This is a genomic window from Schnuerera sp. xch1 (assembly GCF_019931165.1).
Classification (GTDB): domain Bacteria; phylum Bacillota; class Clostridia; order Tissierellales; family Tepidimicrobiaceae; genus JAIOUP01.
The window spans coordinates 395,637-420,090 of record NZ_JAIOUP010000001.1 but is presented as its reverse complement, the minus strand read 5'-3'; the positions used below and the strand labels follow the sequence as shown (position 1 = coordinate 420,090).

Below are 24,454 nucleotides of genomic sequence, written 5' to 3'. Positions count from 1 at the left end.
ATGTTAAAAGGCCAGATAATAATTGAAAATATACCTATAAATGTATATGAGTACAATACAGTAGTGGTAGGCTCAGGGGCGGCAAGCCTTAATGCTGCTGATTCTCTATATAAATTAGGACAAAAAAATATAGCCTTAATAACTGAAGGAATGAATAGAGGAACTTCAAGGAATACTGGTTCTGATAAACAAACTTATTATAAACAATCTACTTCTATCAAAGATTTAGATAGCCCTTTGAAGATGTCTCAAACATTATTCAATGGTGGCGCAATGCACGGAGATATAGCTTTAGTGGAAGCAGCACTTTCGCTGAAGAGTTTTTACAAGTTAATCGATATAGGGGTGCCATTTCCTCATGATTCCTTCGGCCAATACGTAGGATACATGACAGACCATGATGAAAACAGTAGAGCAAGTTCTGTAGGCCCTTTAACATCTAAATGCATGACCCAAAGATTAGAGGAACAAGTTAGAAAAAACGGCACAGATATATATGATAGATTTTTAGTTATTTCCATTTTAAAGGATGAAGATAAGGAAGAAGCTTTAGGGGTTTTAGCATTAGATATTAGAAATATTAATGAAGAAAATTATGGATTAAGTCTATTTAATTGTAGAAATATAGTTTATGGTACAGGTGGACCAGCATCTATATATTACAGATCGGTTTTTCCTAAGAGTCAATCAGGTGCTACAGGGATTGCTTTGGAAGCAGGAGCTAAAGCTAACAATTTGACAGAATGGCAATACGGTATAGCATCTACAAAATTTAGATGGAATCTATCTGGAACATATCAGCAAGTTATCCCTAGATATATATCCACTGATGAAAATATGGAAGATGAAAGGGAATTCTTAGAAGATTATTTTGATAATCCGACGGATTTGTTAAATGCTATTTTCCTAAAGGGATATCAGTGGCCTTTCGATGCTAGAAAATTAAGCAACAATGGTTCATCGATAATTGATTTACTTATATATATGGAAACACAGATTAAGGAAAGAAGGGTATTTTTAGACTTCACAAAGAATCCGAACTGTGCAACTGTTGATGGTGGATTAGATTTTTCACTTTTACGTAAGGAAGCATATGATTATCTAAATAATTCCAATGCACTTTTAAAAACTCCTATAGAAAGACTAGAAAAGATGAATCCTTTATCTATAGAATTATATTTAAATAACAATATAGATATAAGAACGGAATATTTAGAAATAGATGTATGTGCTCAACATCAAAATGGAGGCTTGGATGGAAACATTTGGTGGGAAAGCAATCTAAAGCATTTCTTTCCAGTAGGTGAAGTAAATGGAACATTAGGTATCTATAGACCAGGTGGAAGTGCCCTAAACTCTACTCAAGTAGGAAGCTATAGAGCTGCAGAATATATAGCTAATAAATATGATGATAATCCTATAGACTTAGATAGTTTCACTAAGCTAGTAGATAGACAAGTCATAGATAGGATACATTTGATAAATAATATAAAGATAGAAAAAGATAAAAAATCAAATATATTTGATGTACAAAAGGACTTACAGAAAGATATGTCCAAAGTAGGTGCCTTTATTAGGGACAAGGATAGTATAGAAAGAATATTAGCTAAATTCAAGAAAATATTTGATGAGTTTACAGATATTATCTATATACATGATTTAAAAGAGTTACCTTCTGTATTTAGAGCATACGATATGCTGATAACTCAAATAGCACTTTTGAGTGAAATTTTAGAATATATTTATAAAGGTGGAGACAGTAGAGGCTCATATTTAATAAACGATGAAAATGGTAGCCATGCAGTAAAAATTGGGGATAAGGTATTTAAGTTTTCATTAGAAAATGATATAAAGGATAAGATCTGTGAAACTATAGTCAGTAAAGACGACGAGATTAGCGTTTTCCATAATTGGGTAGATGTACGACCTATTCCTGAATATGATTCTTGGTTTGAAAATGTTTGGGAAGGGTATCGCCAGAAGGAAATCTATAATGTATTAGATTTTACTTATCCACCAGATGAAAAGATTGTAGAGTATTTGAATAGTACAAAGTAATTTAATGTATAGTTTTGTAGTAAATGAAGGATTATAGGTTGCCTTTATTAACCTAAATATATTCTGGAAGGTGAGTAAATATGGATAAACCAAATATTAAAATGGTAAGGATCGATGAAAGGCTGATTCATGGTCAAGGTCAATTATGGCTTAAATCTTTAGGTGTAAATCTTGTAATAGTTGCTAACGATGAATGTTCAACAAATAAAATTCAACAGACATTAATGAAGACAGTTGTTCCGCCTAAGGTAGGGGTTAGATTTTTTACCATAGATAAGACTAATGAAGTAATATACAAAGCAAGTAAATCTCAAGTTATCTTTGTAATAGTTAAATCGCCAAAGGATGCTTTAAGACTTGTAGAAGGCGGCTTCCCAGTAACAGAAATAAATATAGGGAATATACATTCTGCTGAAGGAAAGGACAAGGTTTCTCAATTTATTTACTTAGGTGATGAGGACAAGGAGTCATTAAGAAAATTGAGAGATGAACATAATATTAAATTTAATACTAAAATATCCCCAGTTTCTAATGATGGGGAATCAACTATAAATGTATTAAATGAGTTTCTTTAATATGAAAAATTTAAAGGGGGAAAGATAATGGATATATCAATGTTTCAAGCGTTATTAATTGGCGTAATAACTGCTATTTGTTTTTCAGGAATGCTACTAGGAATATATACTAATAGGGTTATTGTTTTATCATTTTTTGTAGGTTTAGTATTGGGAGATGTTAAAACAGGTTTGGCAATGGGAGCAATAGGTGAGCTTGCATTTATGGGCTTTGGAGTTGGAGCAGGTGGAACCGTACCTCCTAATCCAATGGGACCAGGAGTTGTAGGTACTATAATGGCCATTACATTAAAATCAAGTGGAATGACAGTGGAAACTGCTTTAGCTTTATCTTATCCATTTGCTGTTTTATTCCAATTAGCTACAACAGCAATATACACTGTGTTTTCAGGTACTCCTGCCAGTGCTAAAAAAGCATTGGAACAAGGAAAATATGTAAAATTTAAGTTATTGACAAATTCAACTTTTATAGGATTCTTAGTAGTAGGATTTGCTGTAGGATTTATATCATCAGTAAGTATGGGAGCTCTTGAGGCATTTGTAGAAGCGTTCCCAGTTTGGTTATTAGATGGATTAACTGTTGCTGGTAAATTATTACCTGCTATAGGATTTGCTATGATAATGACAGTTATGGCGAAAAAGGAACATATTCCTTATGTATTATTGGGATATGCTTTAGTAGCATACCTAGAATTACCAGTTATGGGAGTTGCTATTATAGCTGCTGTATTTGCACTAATAGTTTATTTCAGAGCAGATCAAGAGTCAGCTACATTCAGAAATGATGATGAAAGTGAGGTAACTACTGATGGAATCTAGATTGAAATTAAAAAAGAGTGATTATATAAAAACTTCTTTAAGATCATATTTCTTACAGAATGGCTTTAATTATAATAGTTATCAGGGAACTGGTTATGCCTATTCAATTTATCCAGCACTAAAGAAAATATACAAAGGTAAGCCAAAGGAATTAAAGGAAGCATTACTAGGTAATATAGAATTTTACAATACCAGTCCACACATGGTACCCTTTATTTCAAGTTTACAACTTGCGATGTTAGATAATGGCGAAGATGTAAAGGATGCACGAGGTATGAAACTTGCCCTTATGGGTCCAATGGCAGGTATTGGTGATTCAATTTCTCAATTTGGTTTGGCTCCACTATTCTCAACAATAGCAGCCAGTCTCGCTATTGATGGTTTGATTGCAGGACCTATATTATTTTTAGTAGCTATGATAGGTATAATATTAGCTATAAAGTTAACAATGGGACTTTTAGGATATAAACTTGGTACAAAAGTAATAGATGTTTTAAGTCAAAAAATATCTATTATTTCAGAAGCTGCGAATATAATAGGGGTTACAGTAATATCTGGTCTTGCAGTTAGTTTTGTTAAAGCAGATATAGCATTGAAATATACTACAACCCTTGATTCTGGTGAAGAGCAGGTAGTAGCTCTTCAAACTATATTTGATCAAATACTACCTAGATTATTACCGGCTTTAGTTACTATAGGAGTATATTATTTAATTAAAAAACATAATTGGTCAACATATAAATTAATAGGACTATTATTATCTTTAGGTATAATTTTATCTGCTTTAGGTGTTTTAAGTTAGGAGGAAATCAAAGTGTATAAAGTAGTTGTAGTAGGTCATGGAGACTTTCCCTCAGGTGTAGTTTCGGCATTAGAATTGTTGGTAGGGAAAAATGAAAATATATTATCGTTGAATTTAAATGAACAAAGAACCCATGAGGATTTAGAAAATGAAATGAATGAAATTTTCAAAAATAATTCTAGAGTTATAGTATTTGCAGATTTAACTGGTGGTGCTCCCCACCAAATTTCATCTAGAATTATGTTAGAAAATCAATATTCAGATAATCATTATGTGGTTTCAGGAATATCGGTGGGTCTAGCCTTAGAGATAGTAATGGGAACTGTATTATCTGAGCCTAAAGATGAAGATGTGGAAAACATCATAAAAGATGCTATAGGTCAGAATAGTGATATGGTTAACTATATGTCTACGGGGATGTTATAAAAATGGAAAAACTAATGTGGGTTTTATCAATATCAATAGCAGTTATTGCCTTTATAATAATCCCATATCTACAGTATAGAAGAAATAAAAAAGAAAGTGAATCCTTCCTTCAGTTCTCTTTGGAACTGAAGGAAGGAGATTATATAATACTTTCCTCTGGGATTTTTGGGAAAATAGTTTCAATTAATGAGGATAGATATTTAGTAGAAATAGCTAAAGGGGTAGAAATAAATGTCTTACCTCAAGCAATAGTTGGAAGGGATTTGAAGGCAACTAAGGATAAGGTGAAATAGGATGGATAGTTTAAGGGTTTTTAAAGATTGTTATAAAAAAATGAATGACATTGATTGGATTAATAATATAAACAGACAATTAAATACAAAACATATAATTTATAAAGCAGATTTATTATTAAATAATATTTTCTTGTTTGATGATCCATTAGATATGGAAGCATGTTATATTCCTTATCATTTAAAGGAGGTAAATTGGAATGAAAAGCCAAATGGAGATGGTGAATGGACATACATGCTCAATAGACATGGATTTTTATTAGAGCTTTCATGGGCATATCAGATAACACATGAAAATAAATATTTAGAAAAAATAAAGGAATTTATCCTTGGATGGATAAATAAAAATAGTATTTCAACTAAAGAAAATAAAGGTGCTTGGAGGACTATAGATACAGGCATACGTTTAACAAATTGGATGAGAGCATTAGCTTTGGTATCCGAAGATATAAAATTGTCTTCAAATGAAATAAAAGATATAAAAGAGTCTTTAAAAACACAGACTAATTATTTAAAAAATAATTATATAGATAAGCACACCTTAAGCAATTGGGGAGTTTTACAATTAACAGGTTATCTTATGGTCAATATATTTTTTGAAGATACATTATCAAAGGATGATGAGATATGGGCATATGAGACTTTAGAAAAACAATTAAATTTACAATTCTATAATGACGGTTATCACTGGGAACAAAGTCCTTTATATCATTTTGAAGTAATCATGTCGTGTTCATACCTATTGATGTATATTGAACTTTCAAATAAAAAATGTCCAATAAATATGAGGGAACTGTTGAAAAAACCCTCTCATGTAACTCACTATATGCAATCATTAAATGAAAAATTAGTTCCATTACATGATAGTGATAATGTAAATGTTACAAATGCAATATTTATATTAAAATTGCTTGACTTGATTGATGATAATATTTATCCTAAATTTTTTGAGGGCAAGTCAAGTGGCAATTATATATATAAAGATCTGTCTGCTAAAACATACTTTAGTATATTTAATGGTAGACATGGAAGTGGCCATGGACATTCCAGTTTAGGTCATTTTAACTATAGTGCATATGAGCATGATTATATAGTTGATTCAGGTAGATTTACTTACATGGATAATTCTCCTATAAGATCATTTTTAAAATCTAGTTATGCACATAATAATATAATTATAGATGATAATCCCGAAATGATTGTTGATAAGTCGTGGAAGTATTCAAGGGTTGGAGAACCAATAGCTACAAAAGTTTATGATGATGAAAAATATAATGTAGTAAAGGTTATATACGGTGGTAAGGATAAAGATAATTTAAATTATACAATAAAAAGATTATTTTTATATTCAAAGGAACAAGATATTTTATCTATAATTGATGTGGTTGATAATATGGGAAATCATGAAATTCAAATAAGGTTCCAATTACATCCACAGGTAGAAACTACTGAGGTTAATAATGGATTCTTACTTGAAGTTGATAACAAACCTGTATATTTTACGAGCTTTACAAATAAAAATGTAAATATTAGATCAACCTTTATTTCACAAGTATATAATCAACTGTCAAATGCAGATAAAATAATATATAAAGATAATTTTACCGATTTTGAAATATATGTTAATGTGATATCTAAAGAAAAGTTATATCTTAAAAAGAGAAAAATAATTCAAGATAATAGCAGAACTGAGATTTTAGACAGGTATTATTTTGGATTTGATATATATGATAATAATGATAAAAAAATAATGGATGTATTTTATTCAGATAAAGATACTTATGAAGGAAGTAAATTGTATATATCTGAAAATACATTTTTATATGGAGAATTAACTGTAAATGGAGATAAAATCTTTTAAATAATTTTTTCTATACATATATAGTGATATACTCTGAAGTTGCAGTTTAATTTGGTTTAAGGTTAGTATTAATTGATTTTGAAATGAAAGTGGGGTTTTAAATATTGGTTAAAGGACTATTTATAATGGATGAAGATGTTATGGACAAGGTATATCCTGATAATATAAAAAAGGAGATAGAGAGTTTAGTAGATATAAAACAAAAACCCATGACGAGTAAAGAAGTGGAAGAAAATCTTGATGTTTTAAAAGATATAGATGTTATATTTTCTAGCTGGGGTGGACCTAATCTAAATGAAAATTTTCTAAATTATGCTCCAAATTTAAAGATTATGTTTTATGGAGCTGGAACTATAAAAAAAATAGTAACAGATGAATCGTGGAAAAGGGGAATAAGGGTTACAACGGCCAATGCTGCAAATGCTATTCCTGTAGCTGAATTTACAATTGCAAGTATAATATTTGGCCTTAAAAATGTGGTACAAATGAAGAATTTAATAAAGAATACTAGGGAATATCCATCGATACCCCATCAGAATATAAAGGGGGTATTTGATAGCACTGTAGGTATAATATCCTTGGGAGCTATAGGAAGTGAAGTATTAAAAAGGCTTAAAAACTTCGATGTAAATATCACGGTTTATCACCCTTCACTCACAAAAGAAGAAGCGAAGGAACTAGGGGTTGAATTTGTATCATTAGATGAAATGTTTAAAACCTGTGATGTTGTAACTCTTCATGCTCCTCTATTAGATTCTACCCGTGGTATGATCACAGGAGATCACATTAAACTTATGAAGGAAAATGGAGTATTTATAAATACAGCTCGTGGAGCAATTGTTAAAGAAAATGAACTCATAGAGGTTCTAAAGGAAAGGAAAGATATAACTGCATTTTTAGATGTAGTCTATCCTGAACCTCCAGCTGAAGATTCTCCACTGTATGATATGGATAATGTATTTTTAACTCCTCATATTGCTGGTAGTGAGGGCAAAGAGATAGGTAGAATGGGCAAGTTCATGTTAGAGGAACTTAAAAGATATCTAAATGGTGAAAGCTTAAAATGGGAAGTTACAAAGGAAAAATATGAAAAGATGGCTTAGGAGGGTTAACTTTGAATAAATCAGGACTATGTTCCATTACTTTTAGAGATTTAACTCCAACACAGGTTATAGAAATTGTAAAAAAAGCAGGTTTAGATGCAATTGAATGGGGTTCAGATGTACATGTAAAGCCAGGGGATAATGAAAATGCTAAAAAGGTGAGGAATTTAACCATAGAGAATGGATTAGAGGTTTCTTCCTATGGTTCATATTATAGAGTTGGTATTGAAAATGAATATTCATTTGAAGATGTATTAGAAACGGCAGTAAATTTAGGAGCTGAAGATATAAGGGTATGGGCAGGTAGAAAGGGCTCCTCAGATGCAGATGAGGACTATCGTAAAGGGGTAGTAGAAGATGCTATTAGAATAGCAAAATTAGCCTCTAATAGGGGAATAAATATTAATTTTGAATACCATAAAAAGACATTAACTGATACTGCAGAAAGTGCTAAGAGGTTTATGGAAGAAATAGATCAAGAAAATGTGTATCTTTATTGGCAACCTGCTATAGACATTAGTGTACAAAATAGATTAAACAACATAGATACTATAAAAGAATGGATAAGTAATATTCATGTATTTCAATGGAAGGTAATAGAACGACTGGATCTATATAGTGGATTAGATGAGTGGAAAGAATATGTATCAAAATTAAATAAGTCCACCAACAATCTTGAAAATAGATTTTTCTTACTTGAATTTGTAAAAGATGACAGTATTGAACAGTTCTATAAAGATGCTAAAGCACTAAAAGAGATAATAAAAGGTAAGGACGTATCATAATCCTTTATTTCTATAAACCAGCTACTAATAACTCCTGCATTTATAATATATTTAGCAGTTAAATCTGATTGTGAATATTTCCCTGAAGTATATTCTTCTATAACTGACAGCTTAAACTCTTTACTATACTTTGGTTTTTTGCTCATAAAAAATACCTCCAAATAGATAGTCTATTTTTAATTAATTAGACTGTCTACTTTGGAAGTATCATGTCAATCTGTCTCTTTTAAAATGGAAAATAAAATGAAATTAACATTACTTATCTTTGAACTCTACCTGAAGCATCTCCTTTTAATAGATTTTCTACTTCAGGTATTGTTACCATATTAAAATCACCATGGATAGTGTGTTTTAATGCAGATGCAGCTACTCCAAACTCTAAGGCATCTTTAAAGTTTTTATCTTCTAATAATCCATAAATAACACCAGATGCAAAAGAATCTCCACCGCCAACTCTATCCACAATTCTTATATCATATTTTCTTGAATGATAGAATTCATTACCATCCCAAGCACATGCAGACCAACCATTATCTGATGCTGAATATGATTCTCTTAATGAGCTCATCACATATTTAAATCCAAATCTATCTATCATTTGTTTAAATATACTTTCATAGCCAGCTAGCTCTAATTCTCCAGATGTTACATTGGTTTCACCTGGTTTAAATCCAAGAGTTAAGTGAGCATCTTCTTCATTACCAATACATACATCAACATATTGCATTAAATTTGTCATTATTTTTTGTGCTTCATCAGGAGTCCATAGTTTTTTTCTATAATTCAAATCTACAGAAGTAGTTACACCATGTTTCTTAGCAGCTCTTAAAACTTCTTCAGTAAGTATAGCGGCTTTATCACTTAAAGCAGGTGTAATTCCGGAGAAATGGAACCAGTCAGCATCTTTAAATATTTCGTCAAAATCAAAATCAGAAACATCAGCTTCGGCTATTGCAGAATGAGCTCTATCGTAAATAACTTTAGATGGTCTCATTGAAGCACCTGATTCTAAATAATAAATACCAACTCTATCCCCACCTCTTGCTATATAATCATCATTAACACCATATCTTCTAAGATGATTAATTGCAGCTTGACCTATTTCATTTTTAGGTAGTTTAGTAATGAAATATGCATCATAACCATAATTAGCAAGGGACACAGCTACATTAGCTTCTCCTCCACCATAAACTACATCAAAGGAATCAGCTTGTACAAATCTTTCATATCTTGGAGTTGAAAGCCTAAGCATTATTTCTCCTAAAGTTACAACTTTTTTCATTAAAATGCCTCCTCTATAATTTTAGTTTCTATTTCTAGCTTCTTTTATTTTTTTTACAAATTCTTTTGCAGCACTAGTCATATTTTCGCTGCTACCTTTTGTAAGATTACCACCTACACCAACAGCTATACAGCCATTCTCAATCCATTGTCCCACATTGTCAATACTAACCCCACCTGTAGGCATCAATACAGCTTGAGGTAAAGGACCTTTAACAGCTTTAACAAATGAAGGACCTAATGCACTTCCCGGGAACACCTTAATAACATCAGCTCCTGCTTCCATAGCAGTAATCATTTCAGTAATTGTCATACATCCAGGCATATAAGGGACTTGATATCTATTGCATAATTTTGCAGTTTCTAAATCGAATGCTGGGCTTACAATATATTTAGCGCCAGCTATTATAGCTATTCTAGCTGTTTCGCTGTCAAGCACTGTTCCAGCTCCGACTAGCAATCTATCACCAAATTCTTTTGTAAGATTCTTTATTACATCATCAGCACCTGGTACTGTAAAAGTAATTTCAATGGAATCAATGCCACCTTCCATACATGCTAAAGCAATTGTTTTAGCTTTTTTACTATTTTCTGCTCTTACTACTGCTACTACACCAATCTCTTCGATACGTTGTAGTACTTCATATTTTCTCATTAAGAAATCCCCCTTAAAATTTTTTTCATAATATGAAACGATATATTGTATTGCAAAACTTATTATGTTATATTATAATAAATAATGAAAATATTTACAATAATAATTCTTGATATTTTAAATATATAAATAATTTGTGACTATAAAAAGACGTTAATATTTATTACTTAAGGAGAGATAAACAAATGGGAGAAGTAGTACAATCTGTTGATAGGACATTATCTATTTTGGAATTGATGTCATATTTTGAAGATGGATTAGGAATTACGGAAATAAGTGAAAGGATAGGACTTCATAAGAGTACAGTTCATAGATTGTTAAGGACTTTGATTTATAAAGGATATGTAATACAAGATAAACGAACAAATAAATATAGACTTACCATAAAACTCTTTGAATTAGGAAATAGGGTAATCGCTGATATGGATATCTTAAAGGCTTCTAAAATCTATACAGAAGACTTAATGAAAACATTTAATGAAGTTGTCCATCTAGTAGTACGTGATGATAATGATATCGTATATATCGACAAAGTTGAGGCTAAAAATACTATACAAATGGTATCACATATTGGTAGAAGATCACCTCTATATTGCACTTCTGTTGGGAAGGCTATACTAGCATATTTAGATGAGGAGGAAGTCAACGAGATATGGAATAATAGTGATATCAAAAAATATACAGAAAATACTATTACAGATTATGATGTATTTCGCAATGAATTAGATAAGATTAGATTACAAGGTTATGCAGTTGACAATGAAGAGAATGAGCAAGGGGTTAGGTGTGTAGGTGTTCCAGTTTTTAACTTTCATGGTGAAGTAGAAGGAGCAATCAGTGTATCTGGACCTACAATAAGAGTGACTGAAGAAAAGGTTGAAGAAATTGCCAATGAGGTTAAAAAATGCGCTAATCTAATCTCAAAAGAGCTCGGTTATAGGGGGTGATAAGATGCAATTAAATAAATCTGTGTATAGGGATTATAAAAGGTATCCTGAAAGAATATTGCAATTTGGAGAGGGGAATTTTTTAAGGGCTTTCGTTGATTGGATAGTAGACAAGATGAATAAAAAATTAGACTTTAATACAGGAGTATTTGTAGTAGGTCCTAGAAAGAATGATAAAGTATACGAATTAAATGAACAGGATGGACTATATACTCTACTAATGAAGGGTATTGACAAGGGAAAGCTTGTCGATAAAAAAGTTGTTATCAATTCTATCACTCACGGTATCAATACCTACAGAGATTATGATGAATATTTAAAGTCTGCAGAGAACCCAGATATAAGATTTATAATATCAAATACTACAGAGGCGGGTATTGTATATGATGAAAATGATAGATTAGAGGATAGACCTCAAAGTTCTTTCCCAGGTAAAGTGACTTCGTTTTTATACCACAGGTACAAATTTTTCAATGGTGACATGGATAAAGGATTGTTATTTTTGCCATGTGAATTAATTGATAAAAATGGCCAAAAACTTAAAGAGATCATATTAAAACTTTCTAAAGATTGGGACCTGGAAGATGGGTTTACCCATTGGATTGATGAAGCCAATATATTTTACAATACCTTAGTAGATCGAATAGTACCTGGATATCCAAAGGAAAGCGCAGATATGATACAGAAAGAACTTGGATATGAAGACGAATTTTTAGTAGAGGGTGAGTACTTTCATCTATGGGTTATAGAAGGACCAAAGGGAATTAGAGATGAATTTCCTGCAGATGAGATAGGATTAAATGTACTTTTTGTTGATGATTTAACTCCATATAGGACCAGAAAGGTTAGGATACTCAATGGTGCTCATACTACTATGGTTCCAGTTGCATATCTATATGGTCTTGATACTGTGAAGGATTCTGTGGATGATAAAGTAGTAGGAGAGTTCATCAGATCAACTATTTTTGATGAGATTGTCCCTGCCATGAATTATCCAAAGGAAGAGTCTGAAGGTTTTGCATTTGATGTATTGGATAGATTTAGAAACCCATTTATAAAACATTATTTGATGAGTATTTCTTTAAACTCTATGAGTAAATTTGAGACGAGAGTTCTACCATCCATCTTGGACTATATAGAAGGAAAGGATAAGTTACCTGAAAAGCTATTATTCTCACTTGCTGCATTGATTAAGTTTTATAAGGGAGAAAGAAATGGTGAAAAAATCAATTTATCTGACAATCCGGAATATCTTGAATTGTTTTCAAGACTATGGAGTGAATATGATGGCTCTGATAAGTATTTAGAATATATTGCAGAGACTGTTTTACATCTAGAAGCACTATGGAAGATGAATTTAAATGAAGTTGAAGGGTTAAAAGATTTAGTAACTAAATATCTAATCAGTATTGAGAGAAAGGGTATACAAAAGGCATTGAAGGAGATATTATAATGAAAAAATTTTTAAAGATAAATGAAATTGACAACACCATAGTATCATTGAAGGATTTAAAAAAAGGCATGGTTCTTCAAGATGGAGATCAATCCATACAATTACTAGAAGATATTAAGCCTGGTCATAAAATAGCAATACAAGATATTAAAGCTGGTGAAGATATAATAAAATATGGCTTTCCAATAGGACAAGCAAAAGAGAACATTTTGAAGGGACAGTGGGTACATACTCACAATACTAGGACAAATTTGGGAGGAACAATTGACTATAAATATAATCCTAAATTTGTTGACATACCTAAAAGAAATGGACCTACTACGTTTATGGGATATAGAAGAAAAAATGGAGATGTAGGTATAAGAAATGAATTATTGATTGTTCCTACAGTTGGATGTATCAATGGTATAGCTGAGATGATTGCTGATACATTTATAAAAGAGTTAAATCCTAAGGATATAAATGATATTCGTGTTTACAAGCACAATTATGGTTGTTCTCAGCTTGGAGATGATTTTGAAAATACTAGAAGGATTCTCATTGATATAGTGAAGCATCCTAATGTAGGAGGGGTATTGGTTATAGGGCTGGGATGTGAGAACAATATAATTGAAGAATTTATAGAACGAATGGGAGAATATGATAAAGAAAGGATCAAGTTTTTAAAAACTCAAACTGTAAAAGATGAAGTTGAAGATGGTGTTATACTTCTAAAGGAAATTTATGAAACTATGAAAGATGATAAGAGAGAAGAGGTCCCAATATCTGAATTAAAGGTTGGATTAAAATGTGGAGGGTCAGATGGTTTCTCTGGTATAACTGCCAATCCCTTATTAGGTGAATTTTCAGATTATCTTATAAATCATGGTGGGACTACAATATTGACAGAAGTTCCAGAGATGTTTGGTGCAGAGACAATTCTCATGGATAGAGCAGAGTCGAAGGAAGTATTTAAAAAAATAGTAAGTTTGATAAATAATTTTAAAGAATACTTCATAAGTCACAATCAACCAATATATGAGAACCCATCTCCAGGTAATAAAGAAGGTGGAATAACAACATTAGAAGATAAATCCCTTGGATGTACTCAAAAAGGTGGAAAATCAATTGTAGTGGACGTCTTAGAATATGGTGATTTTGTTACAAAGAATGGTCTGAATCTTCTAAATTCACCTGGTAATGACTTAGTTTCTACTACAGCACTAGCTGCATCAGGATGTCAGATGGTACTTTTTACAACAGGTAGAGGGACTCCATATGGTAGCTTTGTACCTACAGTTAAGGTATCCACAAACACTGTTCTTTATAAACTTAAGCCACATTGGATAGATTTTAATGCAGGGGTGCTTTTAGAAGATATGTCAATGGATGATTTATTGGATGATTTTATTAAGTATATTATTGATGTTGCTAATGGTAAATATACTAATAATGAAAAGAAGGGGTTCAAAGAAATTGCTATTTTAAAAACAGGTGTTACGCTTTAATTACATGAAAACGTTTGGAGGGAATTGTTTTGAGAAAATTTATGGACGAAAACTTTTTATTAAAAAATAAAACTGCAGAGAAACTATACCATGACTATGCAAAGGATATGACAATATTTGATTATCACTGCCATTTGAGTTCGAAAGAAATAGCGGAGAACAAGAGTTTTAAAAATATTACCGAGATATGGCTACGTGGAGATCATTATAAATGGAGAGCAATGCGTAGCAATGGAATTAGCGAAGAATATATAACTGGAGATGCTTCAGATTATGAAAAATTCAAAGCTTGGGCAAAGACAGTACCTTATTGTATAGGCAATCCATTGTATCATTGGTCTCACTTGGAGCTCAAAAGATACTTTGATATAGACATTATAATCAATGAAAATACTGCTGATGAAATATGGGAAAAAACAAATGCACTGCTAAACCGAAAAAATTTTACAGCAAAGGGAATAATTAAAAAATTCAATGTAAAAGTTATTTGTACTACAGATGATGCAATAGATAGCTTAGAATATCATAAAAAAATTAAAGAAGATAAGGATTTTTATACTACAGTTGTGCCAACATTGAGACCTGATAAAGGAATAAATATTCAAAATGATGGATTTGTCCAATGGGTAAATAAATTATCAGAAGTGAGTAATATTGACATTAAGTCCTATGATGATTTAATAAAGGCATTATATAATCGTATCAACTTCTTCCATGAAGAGGGATGTAGATCATCTGACCATGGATTAGATAAGATGTTTTTCAGAAAAGGAACAGATGAAGAAATAAATGAAATTTTCCAAAAAGCTATGAATGGTCAAAAACTAAATGACTTAGAAATAGATAAATATAAGACTATGACTATGGTCAGGTTAGCAGAGAAATTTAATGAGCTAGATTGGACTATGCAGTTTCACATTGGTGCTTTAAGAAATAACAATACTAAAATGTTTGAAAAACTAGGACCAGATACAGGATTTGACTCTATAGGAGATGAAAATATAGCAGCGTCATTATCCAAATTGCTTGATACAATATCGATTCAATCAGGGTTACCAAAGACTATATTATATTCTTTAAATGCAAAGGATAATGACGTACTGGCAGCCATGATAGGGAATTTCCAAGATGGGAGGATACCAGGGAAAATACAATTTGGTACTGCATGGTGGTTTAATGACCAGAAAGATGGAATGGAGAAACAGATGATATCCTTAGCTAATCTTGGATTATTAAGTAGATTTGTAGGTATGGTTACTGATTCGCGTAGTTTCTTGTCTTATACAAGGCATGAGTACTTTAGAAGAGTGCTATGTAATTTAGTAGGTACTTGGGTTGAGGAAGGCGAAGTGCCTTATGATATGGAATTACTAGGCAATATGGTACAGGATATTTGCTATAATAATGCATTTAATTATTTTGGTATTGAATAAATATCCATTATTTTCGGTTGACAATACATAATTGCCTGGAATTTTCTATAACGTAAATATTATGTAAAAAATAGGAGGAGATAAAATGAAAAAACGTTTTAGAGTATTATCATTAAGTCTAGTTTTAGTTTTGTTAGTTGCAGTATTAACAGCGTGTGGATTGCAAGAACCAGACCAATTAGCACATCAATCTAGTGGACAACCTCTAGATGATGAGCAAGATGATACTACAGATGCAATGCCAGAGGTCACTCTTGTATATGCGGAAGTTAATCCATTAGACAGTATCGTTGGACAAATGGCTACTTTTTATAAGGAAAAAGTTGAAGAGCTTTCAGATGGGAAGATTAAGATTGATATTCAGGCAAGTGGAGTTTTAGGATCGGAAAATGACGTACTTGATACAATGCTTGGAGGTGGTGGAACAATTGATATGTCTCGTATTTCAGCGTTTGCACTTACAAGTTATGGTGGAGAAAAATCAAAATTGCTTTCCATTCCATTTACATTTGTAGACCGTGATCATTATTGGAATTTTGCAACATCTGATTTAGCTTCTGAATTCCTATTAGAACCACATGAAAATGGTAGTGGTGTTAGAGGCTTGTTCTATGGTGAAGAAGGTTTCCGACATTTCTTCACAGTTGATCCAATTAGTGGAATAGAAGATTTAGCTGGTATGAAACTTAGGGTATCAAATGATCCTATTATGAATGGTATGGTAGAAGGATTTGGTGCTAATCCTACAGTTGTATCTTTCGGGGAACTTTATTCTGCACTTCAAACAGGTGTAGTTGATGGTGCTGAACAACCTATAGTTAACTATAAATCTAATGCATTTCATGAAGTTGCACCATATCTGATTCTTGATGGTCATACACTTGGAGCTATTCAAGTGATAATTACAGATGAAGCTTGGGATAGCCTTACAGAAGAGCAACAAAATGTTCTTGTTGAGGCTGGTGAGCTTGCATCAGAGTTTAATAGACAGGTTTCTGAAGAAATTGAAAATGAAGTGTTAGAAGAGTTAAAAGCAGAAGGTGTAACTGTGATAGAAGTTGATGATGTTACACCTTGGCAGGAAGCTGTAAAGAATGTTATTGAATCCGAAACAGAAGATAATGGTGAACTTTATCAAAGAATTATTGATATGCAATAGAATTAAATAGTTTCACAATATTATTTTAGGGCGCAGAAGCCAATGTAGCGATGTAGCCTTTGTGCCCAATTTAATAAGGGGGAGTAGAACATGGCTAGATTCTTTGACACTATTAATAGGGTTAAACCTGTATATGATATCGTATATAAGATTACTCTTTTCATATGCAAGATATTATTAATAATGGATATTCTTATAACATCAATGGCAGTAGCTGGTCGATTCATTTCTTTTATACCAGATCCAGCATGGAGTGAAGAAATAGTTCTGACTTTGATGGCATATATGGCGGTACTTTCTGCAGCTCTAGCTATCAGAAGAAGAGCACATATTCGTATGCAAGCTTTTGATAAATATTTGCCTAAAAAAGTAATACTATTTTTGGATATTATTGCAGACATTGCTGTTTTTGCACTAGGCATTGTAATGATAGTGGTAGGTTGGAAATACGCTGTACTAATTGGATCAAAAGGTAAATATGTAAGTATGTCAAATCTCTCTAGGTTTTGGATGTACTTTCCTATTCCACTAGCAGGTGTAGCCATGGTTATTTTTGAAATAGAAATATTATTTAATCACCTAGAGACTATATTTTTAAAGGAGGAAAGTAGATGAGTGCTGAAAGTATTGCAATTTTGATTTTAATTGGTAGTTTTCTTTTTATGATACTTTTAAGATTTCCTATAGCATATGCAGTAGGGCTTTCATCCTTGTTCACGCTCTTGTACCAAGGATTGCCACTTAATATAATTGCTCAACAGATGGTTAAGGGTATTAGTTCCTTTAGTCTTATGGCAGTTCCATTCTTTATCACGATGGGTGTACTTATGGGCTCTGGAGGTATTTCAGAAAAGCTAATTAAACTAGCAAATACTCTTGTTGGTTGGATGAGAGGTGGTTTGGCAATGGTTAATATCGTAGCATCATACTTCTTTGGAGGTATTTCTGGTTCTGCAGCTGCAGATACTGCATCTATTGGTAGCATAATGATTCCAATGATGGTAGAACAAGGATATGATGATGATTTTTCTACAGCAGTTACTATTTCTTCTTCATGTGAAGGCCTATTAGTTCCGCCAAGTCACAATATGGTTATTTATGCTACTACTGCAGGTGGCATTTCAGTAGGAAGTTTGTTTCTTGCTGGTTATTTACCAGGTGCATTACTTGCAATATCATTGATGATAGGTTCGTATATTTTTTCTGTTAAACGTAACTATCCAAAAGGTGAAAAATTCAGCATAAAGAATATGATTAAAGCATTAGTTACTTCCTTTTGGGCTTTAGCAGCAGTTTTGATAGTCGTAATAGGTGTTGTTGGTGGTGTCTTTACTGCGACAGAGTCTGCAGCTATTGCAGTTATTTATAGTTTGATTGTTAGTGTATTTATGTATAAAGGTCTTGATTGGAAAGGTGTTTGGAAAGTTCTAGGGAAATGTGTGGATACATTATCTATTGTGCTAATTTTGATATCAACTTCTAGTATCTTTGGATACTTGTTGACACGATTACATGTGCCGACATTAGCAGCAAATGCTATTATCAATGTTACAGATAATCCAATTATGATAGCATTACTTTTGAATCTTATACTTTTGTTACTTGGAATGATTATGGATATGGCTCCAATTATTTTGATTGCTGCCCCAATATTACTCCCTGTTGCGACTTCAATTGGAATTACTCCAATTCAGTTTGGTGTTATGATGATTTTAAACACTGGGATAGGATTATTGACGCCTCCCGTTGGTTCCGTTTTATTTATTGGTTCTGCAGTTGGCAAATTATCTATTGAGCGTCTTGTAAAAGCAATGATTCCATTTTACTTACTAATGATTGTTGCTCTTTTATTTGTTACATTTGTTCCTTCGGTAAGCTTATGGCTTCCATCCTTATTTATGTAAAATCAGTTATGAAATATGGATTTAATTATAAACCATTAGTTATTGAACTTTTATCTGTATTTGAGATTGAAGTCGTATTTATAGAATATGTATTTACGACTTTATTTCATAATTTTTCTATAAAAACATAGGGGGTGATTTTACGAATGAAAATGACGTTAAGATGGTACGGGAGCGAATATGATACTGTAACCTTAAGACAAATAAGACAGATACCAGGTTGTGTAGGAGTTATTACAACTCTTTATAGTACTAAACCTGGAGAAGTATGGAGTAGAGAATCAATTAGAACAATGAAGGAAGAAGTTGAATCAGAAGGGCTTGAAATAAGTGGCATAGAGAGTGTAAATGTACATGATGATATAAAAATTGGTCTTTCTACAAGAGAGCTATATATTTCAAATTATATAAAAACTCTAGAAAATTTGGGAAAGGAAGGAATTGATTTAGTTTGTTATAATTTTATGCCAGTATTTGATTGGACTAGAACTGACCTTGCAAAGGAAAGGTCAGATGGTTCTACAGTCCTTTCTTATGATCAGGATATTATCGATAAAATTAATCCTACTAAGATGTTTGAGGAGATGGACGCCGATTCTAGTGGATTTATTTTGCCTGGTTGGGAACCAGATAGACTTACTAGGATAAAAGAGCTATTTGAAATGTATAAAAATGTAGATGAAGAAAGATTATTTCAAAACCTTGTATATTTCTTAAAATCTATTATGCCAACTTGTGAAAAATATGGAATAAAGATGGCAATTCATATGGATGATCCTGCATGGTCTATATTTAATTTACCGAGAATTATAAATAGTAAGGAAAATATTCAAAGATTATTAGATGCAGTACCAGTAATAAATAATGGTCTTACAATTTGTTCAGGTTCTTTAGGTTCGAACCCTGATAATGATATCCCAGATATGATAAGAAGTTTCAAGGGAAGAATTCACTTTGCCCATGTTAGAAACGTTAAACATGTTGCGCCAGGTAAATTTGAGGAGACTGCTCATCTATCTTCAGATGGGTCTCTAGATATGTATGAAATTATGAAAGCACTTTATGATATTAATATGACTGGACCTATTAGGCCTGATCATGGAAGGATGATCTGGGGAGAAAAGGCGATGCCTGGTTATGGTTTATATGATAGAGCTTTAGGTGTAGCCTACTTGAATGGATTATGGGAGGCAATTGAAAAGTCCAATAAGTAGCACGGGAGGTGTTTGCATTGAAATTAAACTTAGATGCTTTAAAGGATAATCATGATTGGGAAAGAGCTGGATTTAAGCTTCCCAAATATAATATTGAACAGATAAGAGAAGATACTAAAAAAAGCCCTAATTGGATTCATTTTGGTGCTGGTAATATTTTTAGGGCATTCATGGCAAATGTTCAACAAAGAATTTTAAACGAAGGTAAAAGTGACAAAGGTATTGTTGTGGTAGGAGGAGATAGTATAGAAACAATATATCAATCCCATGACAATCTCACAGTACTTATTACATTAAAGGTAGATGGTAGCATAGAAAAAACTGTTATTGCAAGCATTGCTGAATCCTTAGAATTAGATGTACAAAATGAAACAAATTGGAGACGATTAAAAGAGATTTTTGTAAACCCTAGTCTGCAAATGGTTAGTTTTACTATAACTGAAAAGGGATATAAATTGAAGGATAGTAAGGGAGAATATTTATCTGTAGTGGTTGAGGATTTTGAGAATGGTCCTCAAAGTCCAATTAGTTATATTGGACAAGTAACATCTCTTGTATATGAAAGATATCTATATGGTAAACAGTCAATAGCTCTTGTTAGTATGGATAATATGTCTCATAATGGAACAAAGCTTTATGAGTCTGTAAATACTTATGTTGAAAAATGGGTGGAAAAGGGTTTAGTGAAAGAAGGTTTTAAAAATTATATTGATGATCCGAGGTTTGTATCTTTTCCTTGGTCTATGATTGATAAGATTACACCTCGACCTGATTCAAGTGTGAGAAATATGCTGAAGGATAGTGGTTTTAAAGATGTAGAGGATTTAATCACATCAAAAAAAAGTCATGTAGCTCCCTTCGTAAATGCAGAGGAATCAGAGTACTTGATAATAGAGGACGTTTTTCCTAATGATAGACCGAATCTTGAAGAAGGTGGCGTTATCTTTACAGATAGGGAGACTGTTGAGAAGGTAGAGAGAATGAAGGTTTGTACTTGTCTTAATCCTCTTCACACAACCCTTGCAATATTTGGTTGTTTGTTAGGATATGATTTGATTTCAAAGGAGATGGAAGATCCTGAGTTAAAAACTTTAGTCGAGAAGATTGGGTATGAGGAAGGTTTTCCTGTAGTTGTGAATCCTGGAATAATTGATCCAAAGGAGTTTATTGATGAAGTTCTTCAAGTAAGATTTCCAAATCCATTTATGCCAGATACACCTCAGCGAATAGCCACTGATACTTCTCAGAAGCTAGGAATTCGTTTTGGAGAGACCATAAGAGCATATCAAGCAAGAGAGGATTTAAATGTTACAGATTTAAAGCTTATTCCTCTTGTATTAGCTGGATGGTGCAGGTACTTAATGGGTATTAATGATAATGGTGATAAGATGGAATTAAGCCCAGATCCACTCCTTAAAGAGGTAGTACCCCATGTGGCAAATATTAATCTTGGAGATAAGGGACCATTCCATGATCAACTTAAACCTATTTTATCAAATGCAAATATTTTCGGAGTAAATCTTTATGATGTAGACTTAGGACAAAAAGTTGAAGACTATTTTGAAGAATTGGTATTAGGAAAGGGTGTGATCAGAAAAACTTTGAAAAAATATGTTTACTAATAATGGATGTAAATGTACTAAAAAGGGATTCTTTTAGATATATTTATTCCATAGCTCTAGTGTAAATAATGACATTAGAGTATCTAAAGAATATAATGAGGAGGAATATAAATGGAAGTTAGATATGCTGTTAGTCCAGATGAAGCAAAGGGTCTTGATACAAAGGAACTAAGAGATAATTTTTTAATCGATGATTTGTTTAAAAAAGGAGAATTAAAGCTAGTTTATAGTCATATCGATAGAATAATTGTTGGAAGTGCAATACCAGTTGCTCCACTAGAATTACCTGTTGGGAAAGAATTGGGAACGAATTACTTCTTAGAAAGAAGAGAGCTTGGAATTATAAACATTGGTCCCAAAGGATATGTAGCATTAGATGGAATAAAATATGAAATGAATAATAAGGATGGGCTATATGTAGGTAAAGGAGTTAAGGAAGTAGTTTTTGAGAGTGCTGATAGCAATAATCCTGCAAGATTTTATTTAAATAGTGCTCCAGCTCATAAGGAGTATCCTACAGTAAAAATTGATATGAAGGATATTAAGCCTCAACATTTAGGTAGTTTGTCTACGTCAAATGAAAGAAAGTTATATCAATATATTCATCCAAACATTTGTGAAAGCTGTCAATTAGTGATGGGACTTACAATGTTAGCTCCAAACAATGTATGGAATACTTTCCCTGTCCATACTCATGATAGAAGGATGGAAGTATATTTGTATTTTGATATGGATGAAGATGGAGTAGTTTTTCATTTAATGGGAGAAGCAGGTGAAACAAGACATATTGTTATGAGAAATGAACAAGCGGTTATCTCACCAAGCTGGTCTATACATTCAGGCGTTGGTAATCAAAACTACACATTTATTTGGGGTATGGTAGGAGAAAATATAGAGTTTACAGATATGGACCATATAGATAATTCTAAAATAAGATAAAGGAGAATCTAAATTATGGATGAGATATTCAGTGGATTAGATAAGTTTAATATGGAGATATTTTCTTTAAAAGACAATGTTGCAATTATTACAGGAGGTAATAAAGGATTAGGCTTAGCCTATGCAGTTGCTCTAGCAAAGGCAGGTGCAGACATTTTTTTACCATGTCATTCCAAAAAAAATTGGGAAGAAATAAAGGCTTTAATTAAGAAAGAAAATAGAAGAGTAGAATTCATGCAAGTGGATTTATGTAATAAGGATATGGCAAAAGGTGTTATTAATAAATGCATTGAAGTATATGGAAGAGTTGATATACTTGTAAATAATGCAGGTACCATACGGAGATCTCCTATTACAGAATTTAAAGATAAGGATTGGGAGGATGTTATAGATATTAATCTTAATTCAATATATTATTTATCTCAGGCAGCAGTTAAATATATGATTAAGCAGGGTAGAGGAAAAATAATTAACATAGCATCCATGCTATCATTTCAAGGTGGAAAATTTATACCATCATATACGGCTAGTAAACATGGAGTAGCCGGGCTAACCAAGGCATTTGCAAATGAATTAGCTGATAAGAATATTCAAATAAATGCAATAGCACCAGGATATATAAAAACTGATAATACAGCTCCAATAAGACAAGACGAAAATAGAAATGCTGAAATATTGTCAAGAATCCCTGCTGGTAGGTGGGGAGAAACCTCTGATTTAATGGGAACTATTGTATTTTTAGCTAGTCCAGCTTCTGATTATTTAAATGGGCATGTATTGGCTGTTGATGGTGGATGGCTTGTTAGATAGATAACTACTTGTAGGAATTAATGAATAAAAAATTGTAGTTACTTCTACAAACTCAAAGATACATGAATTTGCAAGAAAAAATATTCGAGTTCTCGTAGGTAGACCATAATGAAAAACTGTAATCATCACGATTACAGTTTTTTGATTTTTGATAAATTTTTAGAAATTCATAAATCAAGAAATATCATTGGTTGAAAATGCATTATACTTTCAAATATATCCATAAAATATATCTATAAAACAATGAAAACCTATTAAAAAATACTATTTGTAAAAGCAATCATCCTACTATAATATTAGTAGTGAATAAAAATAGATAAATTATAGCAGATATGAAAGGAGAATATATATGACAAAGGAACAGTTAATAGAAGAAGTAAGAAAAGAAGCAGAAGGATATTTTGAAAGAGGCGAATTTTTTTGTTCAGAATCAGTAGTTCAAACTATAAATAACTTGTTAGGGAAACCCTATGATGAGAATATTGTAAAAATGGCTTCTGGATTTCCTATTGGTATGGGGAAAAGTGGATGTCTATGTGGAGCAGTAAGTGGTGGTCAAATGGCTCTCGGAATGATTTATGGAAGAGTACATGGAGAATCAATGAATGATAAGATGTTTCCAGCTGCATCATCCTTACATGATTATATTAAAGATGAATATGGTTCAACTTGTTGTAGAGTAATTACTAAACAATGGGCTGGAGATAATTTTCAAAGTCCTGGAAGAAAAAAACATTGTATCAAAATAACAGGAGAAGTAGCTGCGTGGATTGCAGATAAGCTTATTTCAGAAGGAAAGGTAGTAGTAGAATAAAAGGAATGGAGTGA

At 32.1% G+C, this 24,454-nt stretch carries 24 protein-coding genes; 21 read left to right on the top strand and 3 right to left on the bottom strand.

Annotated features, from left to right (window positions below; genetic code table 11):
• The 9 genes from K8M07_RS02205 (at position 1) to K8M07_RS02165 (ending at position 8,722) form a co-directional block, all read left to right on the top strand.
• Positions 1–2,058 (top strand): FAD-binding protein, encoded by a 2,058-nt coding sequence (locus K8M07_RS02205; RefSeq protein ID WP_223376237.1) that lies wholly within the window; start codon positions 1–3, stop codon positions 2,056–2,058.
• A gap of 80 nt (positions 2,059–2,138) precedes the next feature.
• On the top strand, positions 2,139–2,633 hold the full coding sequence (locus tag K8M07_RS02200) for a PTS sugar transporter subunit IIB (RefSeq protein WP_223376236.1): 495 nt from the start codon (positions 2,139–2,141) through the stop codon (positions 2,631–2,633).
• Positions 2,634–2,660: 27 nt separating this feature from the next.
• Positions 2,661–3,452 (top strand): PTS mannose/fructose/sorbose/N-acetylgalactosamine transporter subunit IIC, encoded by a 792-nt coding sequence (locus tag K8M07_RS02195; RefSeq protein WP_223376235.1) that lies wholly within the window; start codon positions 2,661–2,663, stop codon positions 3,450–3,452.
• Positions 3,442–4,254 (top strand): PTS system mannose/fructose/sorbose family transporter subunit IID, encoded by an 813-nt coding sequence (locus tag K8M07_RS02190; RefSeq protein ID WP_223376234.1) that lies wholly within the window; start codon positions 3,442–3,444, stop codon positions 4,252–4,254. Before K8M07_RS02195 ends, K8M07_RS02190 begins: the two co-directional genes overlap by 11 nt.
• Positions 4,255–4,266: 12 nt before the next feature.
• The gene (locus tag K8M07_RS02185) at positions 4,267–4,680 is read left to right on the top strand and encodes a PTS sugar transporter subunit IIA (RefSeq protein ID WP_223376232.1); all 414 of its coding nucleotides are present in this window, start codon (positions 4,267–4,269) and stop codon (positions 4,678–4,680) included.
• A 2-nt stretch (positions 4,681–4,682) separates the two neighbouring features.
• On the top strand, positions 4,683–4,973 hold the full coding sequence (gene yajC, locus K8M07_RS02180) for a preprotein translocase subunit YajC (RefSeq protein WP_223376230.1): 291 nt from the start codon (positions 4,683–4,685) through the stop codon (positions 4,971–4,973).
• Position 4,974: 1 nt separating this feature from the next.
• Positions 4,975–6,834, top strand: coding sequence for a heparinase II/III family protein (locus K8M07_RS02175; protein WP_223376229.1), 1,860 nt, complete (start codon positions 4,975–4,977; stop codon positions 6,832–6,834).
• Positions 6,835–6,938: 104 nt separating this feature from the next.
• Positions 6,939–7,937, top strand: coding sequence for a hydroxyacid dehydrogenase (locus tag K8M07_RS02170; protein WP_223376227.1), 999 nt, complete (start codon positions 6,939–6,941; stop codon positions 7,935–7,937).
• Between the two features lie 11 nt (positions 7,938–7,948).
• Positions 7,949–8,722 (top strand): sugar phosphate isomerase/epimerase family protein, encoded by a 774-nt coding sequence (locus K8M07_RS02165; protein WP_223376225.1) that lies wholly within the window; start codon positions 7,949–7,951, stop codon positions 8,720–8,722.
• Here K8M07_RS02165 and K8M07_RS02160 read toward each other — a convergent pair.
• The 3 genes from K8M07_RS02160 to K8M07_RS02150 all read right to left on the bottom strand — a co-directional run bounded on the left by K8M07_RS02160 (position 8,668) and on the right by K8M07_RS02150 (position 10,658).
• Positions 8,668–8,868 (bottom strand): transposase, encoded by a 201-nt coding sequence (locus K8M07_RS02160; protein ID WP_223376223.1) that lies wholly within the window; start codon positions 8,866–8,868, stop codon positions 8,668–8,670. The two genes, K8M07_RS02165 and K8M07_RS02160, sit on opposite strands and share 55 nt — an antisense overlap.
• A 113-nt stretch (positions 8,869–8,981) precedes the next feature.
• Complete coding sequence (locus tag K8M07_RS02155; RefSeq protein WP_223376222.1) at positions 8,982–10,004, bottom strand: sugar kinase; 1,023 nt, start codon at positions 10,002–10,004, stop codon at positions 8,982–8,984.
• Positions 10,005–10,025: 21 nt separating this feature from the next.
• Entirely contained in the window at positions 10,026–10,658 is a 633-nt protein-coding gene (locus K8M07_RS02150) for a bifunctional 2-keto-4-hydroxyglutarate aldolase/2-keto-3-deoxy-6-phosphogluconate aldolase (RefSeq protein WP_223376220.1), read from the bottom strand.
• Between the two features lie 185 nt (positions 10,659–10,843).
• Between K8M07_RS02150 and K8M07_RS02145 the strand changes: the two genes are divergently transcribed.
• From K8M07_RS02145 to K8M07_RS02090, 12 genes are all read left to right on the top strand, one after another.
• Positions 10,844–11,605: an IclR family transcriptional regulator gene (locus tag K8M07_RS02145; RefSeq protein ID WP_223376219.1), complete on the top strand. Its 762-nt coding sequence runs from the start codon at positions 10,844–10,846 to the stop codon at positions 11,603–11,605.
• A 4-nt stretch (positions 11,606–11,609) separates the two neighbouring features.
• Entirely contained in the window at positions 11,610–13,058 is a 1,449-nt protein-coding gene (locus K8M07_RS02140) for a tagaturonate reductase (RefSeq protein WP_223376217.1), read from the top strand.
• Complete coding sequence (locus tag K8M07_RS02135) at positions 13,058–14,545, top strand: UxaA family hydrolase (protein WP_223376216.1); 1,488 nt, start codon at positions 13,058–13,060, stop codon at positions 14,543–14,545. The genes K8M07_RS02140 and K8M07_RS02135 overlap by 1 nt, the downstream gene beginning before the upstream one ends.
• 29 nt (positions 14,546–14,574) lie before the next feature.
• Positions 14,575–15,978 carry a glucuronate isomerase gene (gene uxaC / locus K8M07_RS02130; RefSeq protein ID WP_223376215.1) on the top strand — a complete coding sequence of 468 codons (1,404 nt, stop codon included), beginning with the start codon at positions 14,575–14,577 and terminating at the stop codon, positions 15,976–15,978.
• A gap of 85 nt (positions 15,979–16,063) precedes the next feature.
• Positions 16,064–17,137 carry a TRAP transporter substrate-binding protein gene (locus K8M07_RS02125; RefSeq protein WP_223376214.1) on the top strand — a complete coding sequence of 358 codons (1,074 nt, stop codon included), beginning with the start codon at positions 16,064–16,066 and terminating at the stop codon, positions 17,135–17,137.
• Positions 17,138–17,227: 90 nt separating this feature from the next.
• On the top strand, positions 17,228–17,752 hold the full coding sequence (locus K8M07_RS02120; protein WP_223376213.1) for a TRAP transporter small permease: 525 nt from the start codon (positions 17,228–17,230) through the stop codon (positions 17,750–17,752).
• Complete coding sequence (locus K8M07_RS02115) at positions 17,749–19,041, top strand: TRAP transporter large permease (protein ID WP_223376212.1); 1,293 nt, start codon at positions 17,749–17,751, stop codon at positions 19,039–19,041. The genes K8M07_RS02120 and K8M07_RS02115 overlap by 4 nt, the downstream gene beginning before the upstream one ends.
• Before the next feature lie 146 nt (positions 19,042–19,187).
• Entirely contained in the window at positions 19,188–20,255 is a 1,068-nt protein-coding gene (gene uxuA, locus K8M07_RS02110) for a mannonate dehydratase (protein WP_223376211.1), read from the top strand.
• Positions 20,256–20,272: 17 nt separating this feature from the next.
• Entirely contained in the window at positions 20,273–21,877 is a 1,605-nt protein-coding gene (locus K8M07_RS02105; protein WP_223376210.1) for a mannitol dehydrogenase family protein, read from the top strand.
• Positions 21,878–21,988: 111 nt separating this feature from the next.
• Positions 21,989–22,816, top strand: coding sequence for a 5-dehydro-4-deoxy-D-glucuronate isomerase (kduI, locus tag K8M07_RS02100; RefSeq protein ID WP_223376209.1), 828 nt, complete (start codon positions 21,989–21,991; stop codon positions 22,814–22,816).
• A 15-nt stretch (positions 22,817–22,831) separates the two neighbouring features.
• Entirely contained in the window at positions 22,832–23,626 is a 795-nt protein-coding gene (kduD, locus tag K8M07_RS02095; protein ID WP_263282406.1) for a 2-dehydro-3-deoxy-D-gluconate 5-dehydrogenase KduD, read from the top strand.
• Between the two features lie 349 nt (positions 23,627–23,975).
• Positions 23,976–24,440: a C-GCAxxG-C-C family protein gene (locus tag K8M07_RS02090; protein ID WP_223376208.1), complete on the top strand. Its 465-nt coding sequence runs from the start codon at positions 23,976–23,978 to the stop codon at positions 24,438–24,440.
• Positions 24,441–24,454: the final 14 nt, after the last annotated feature.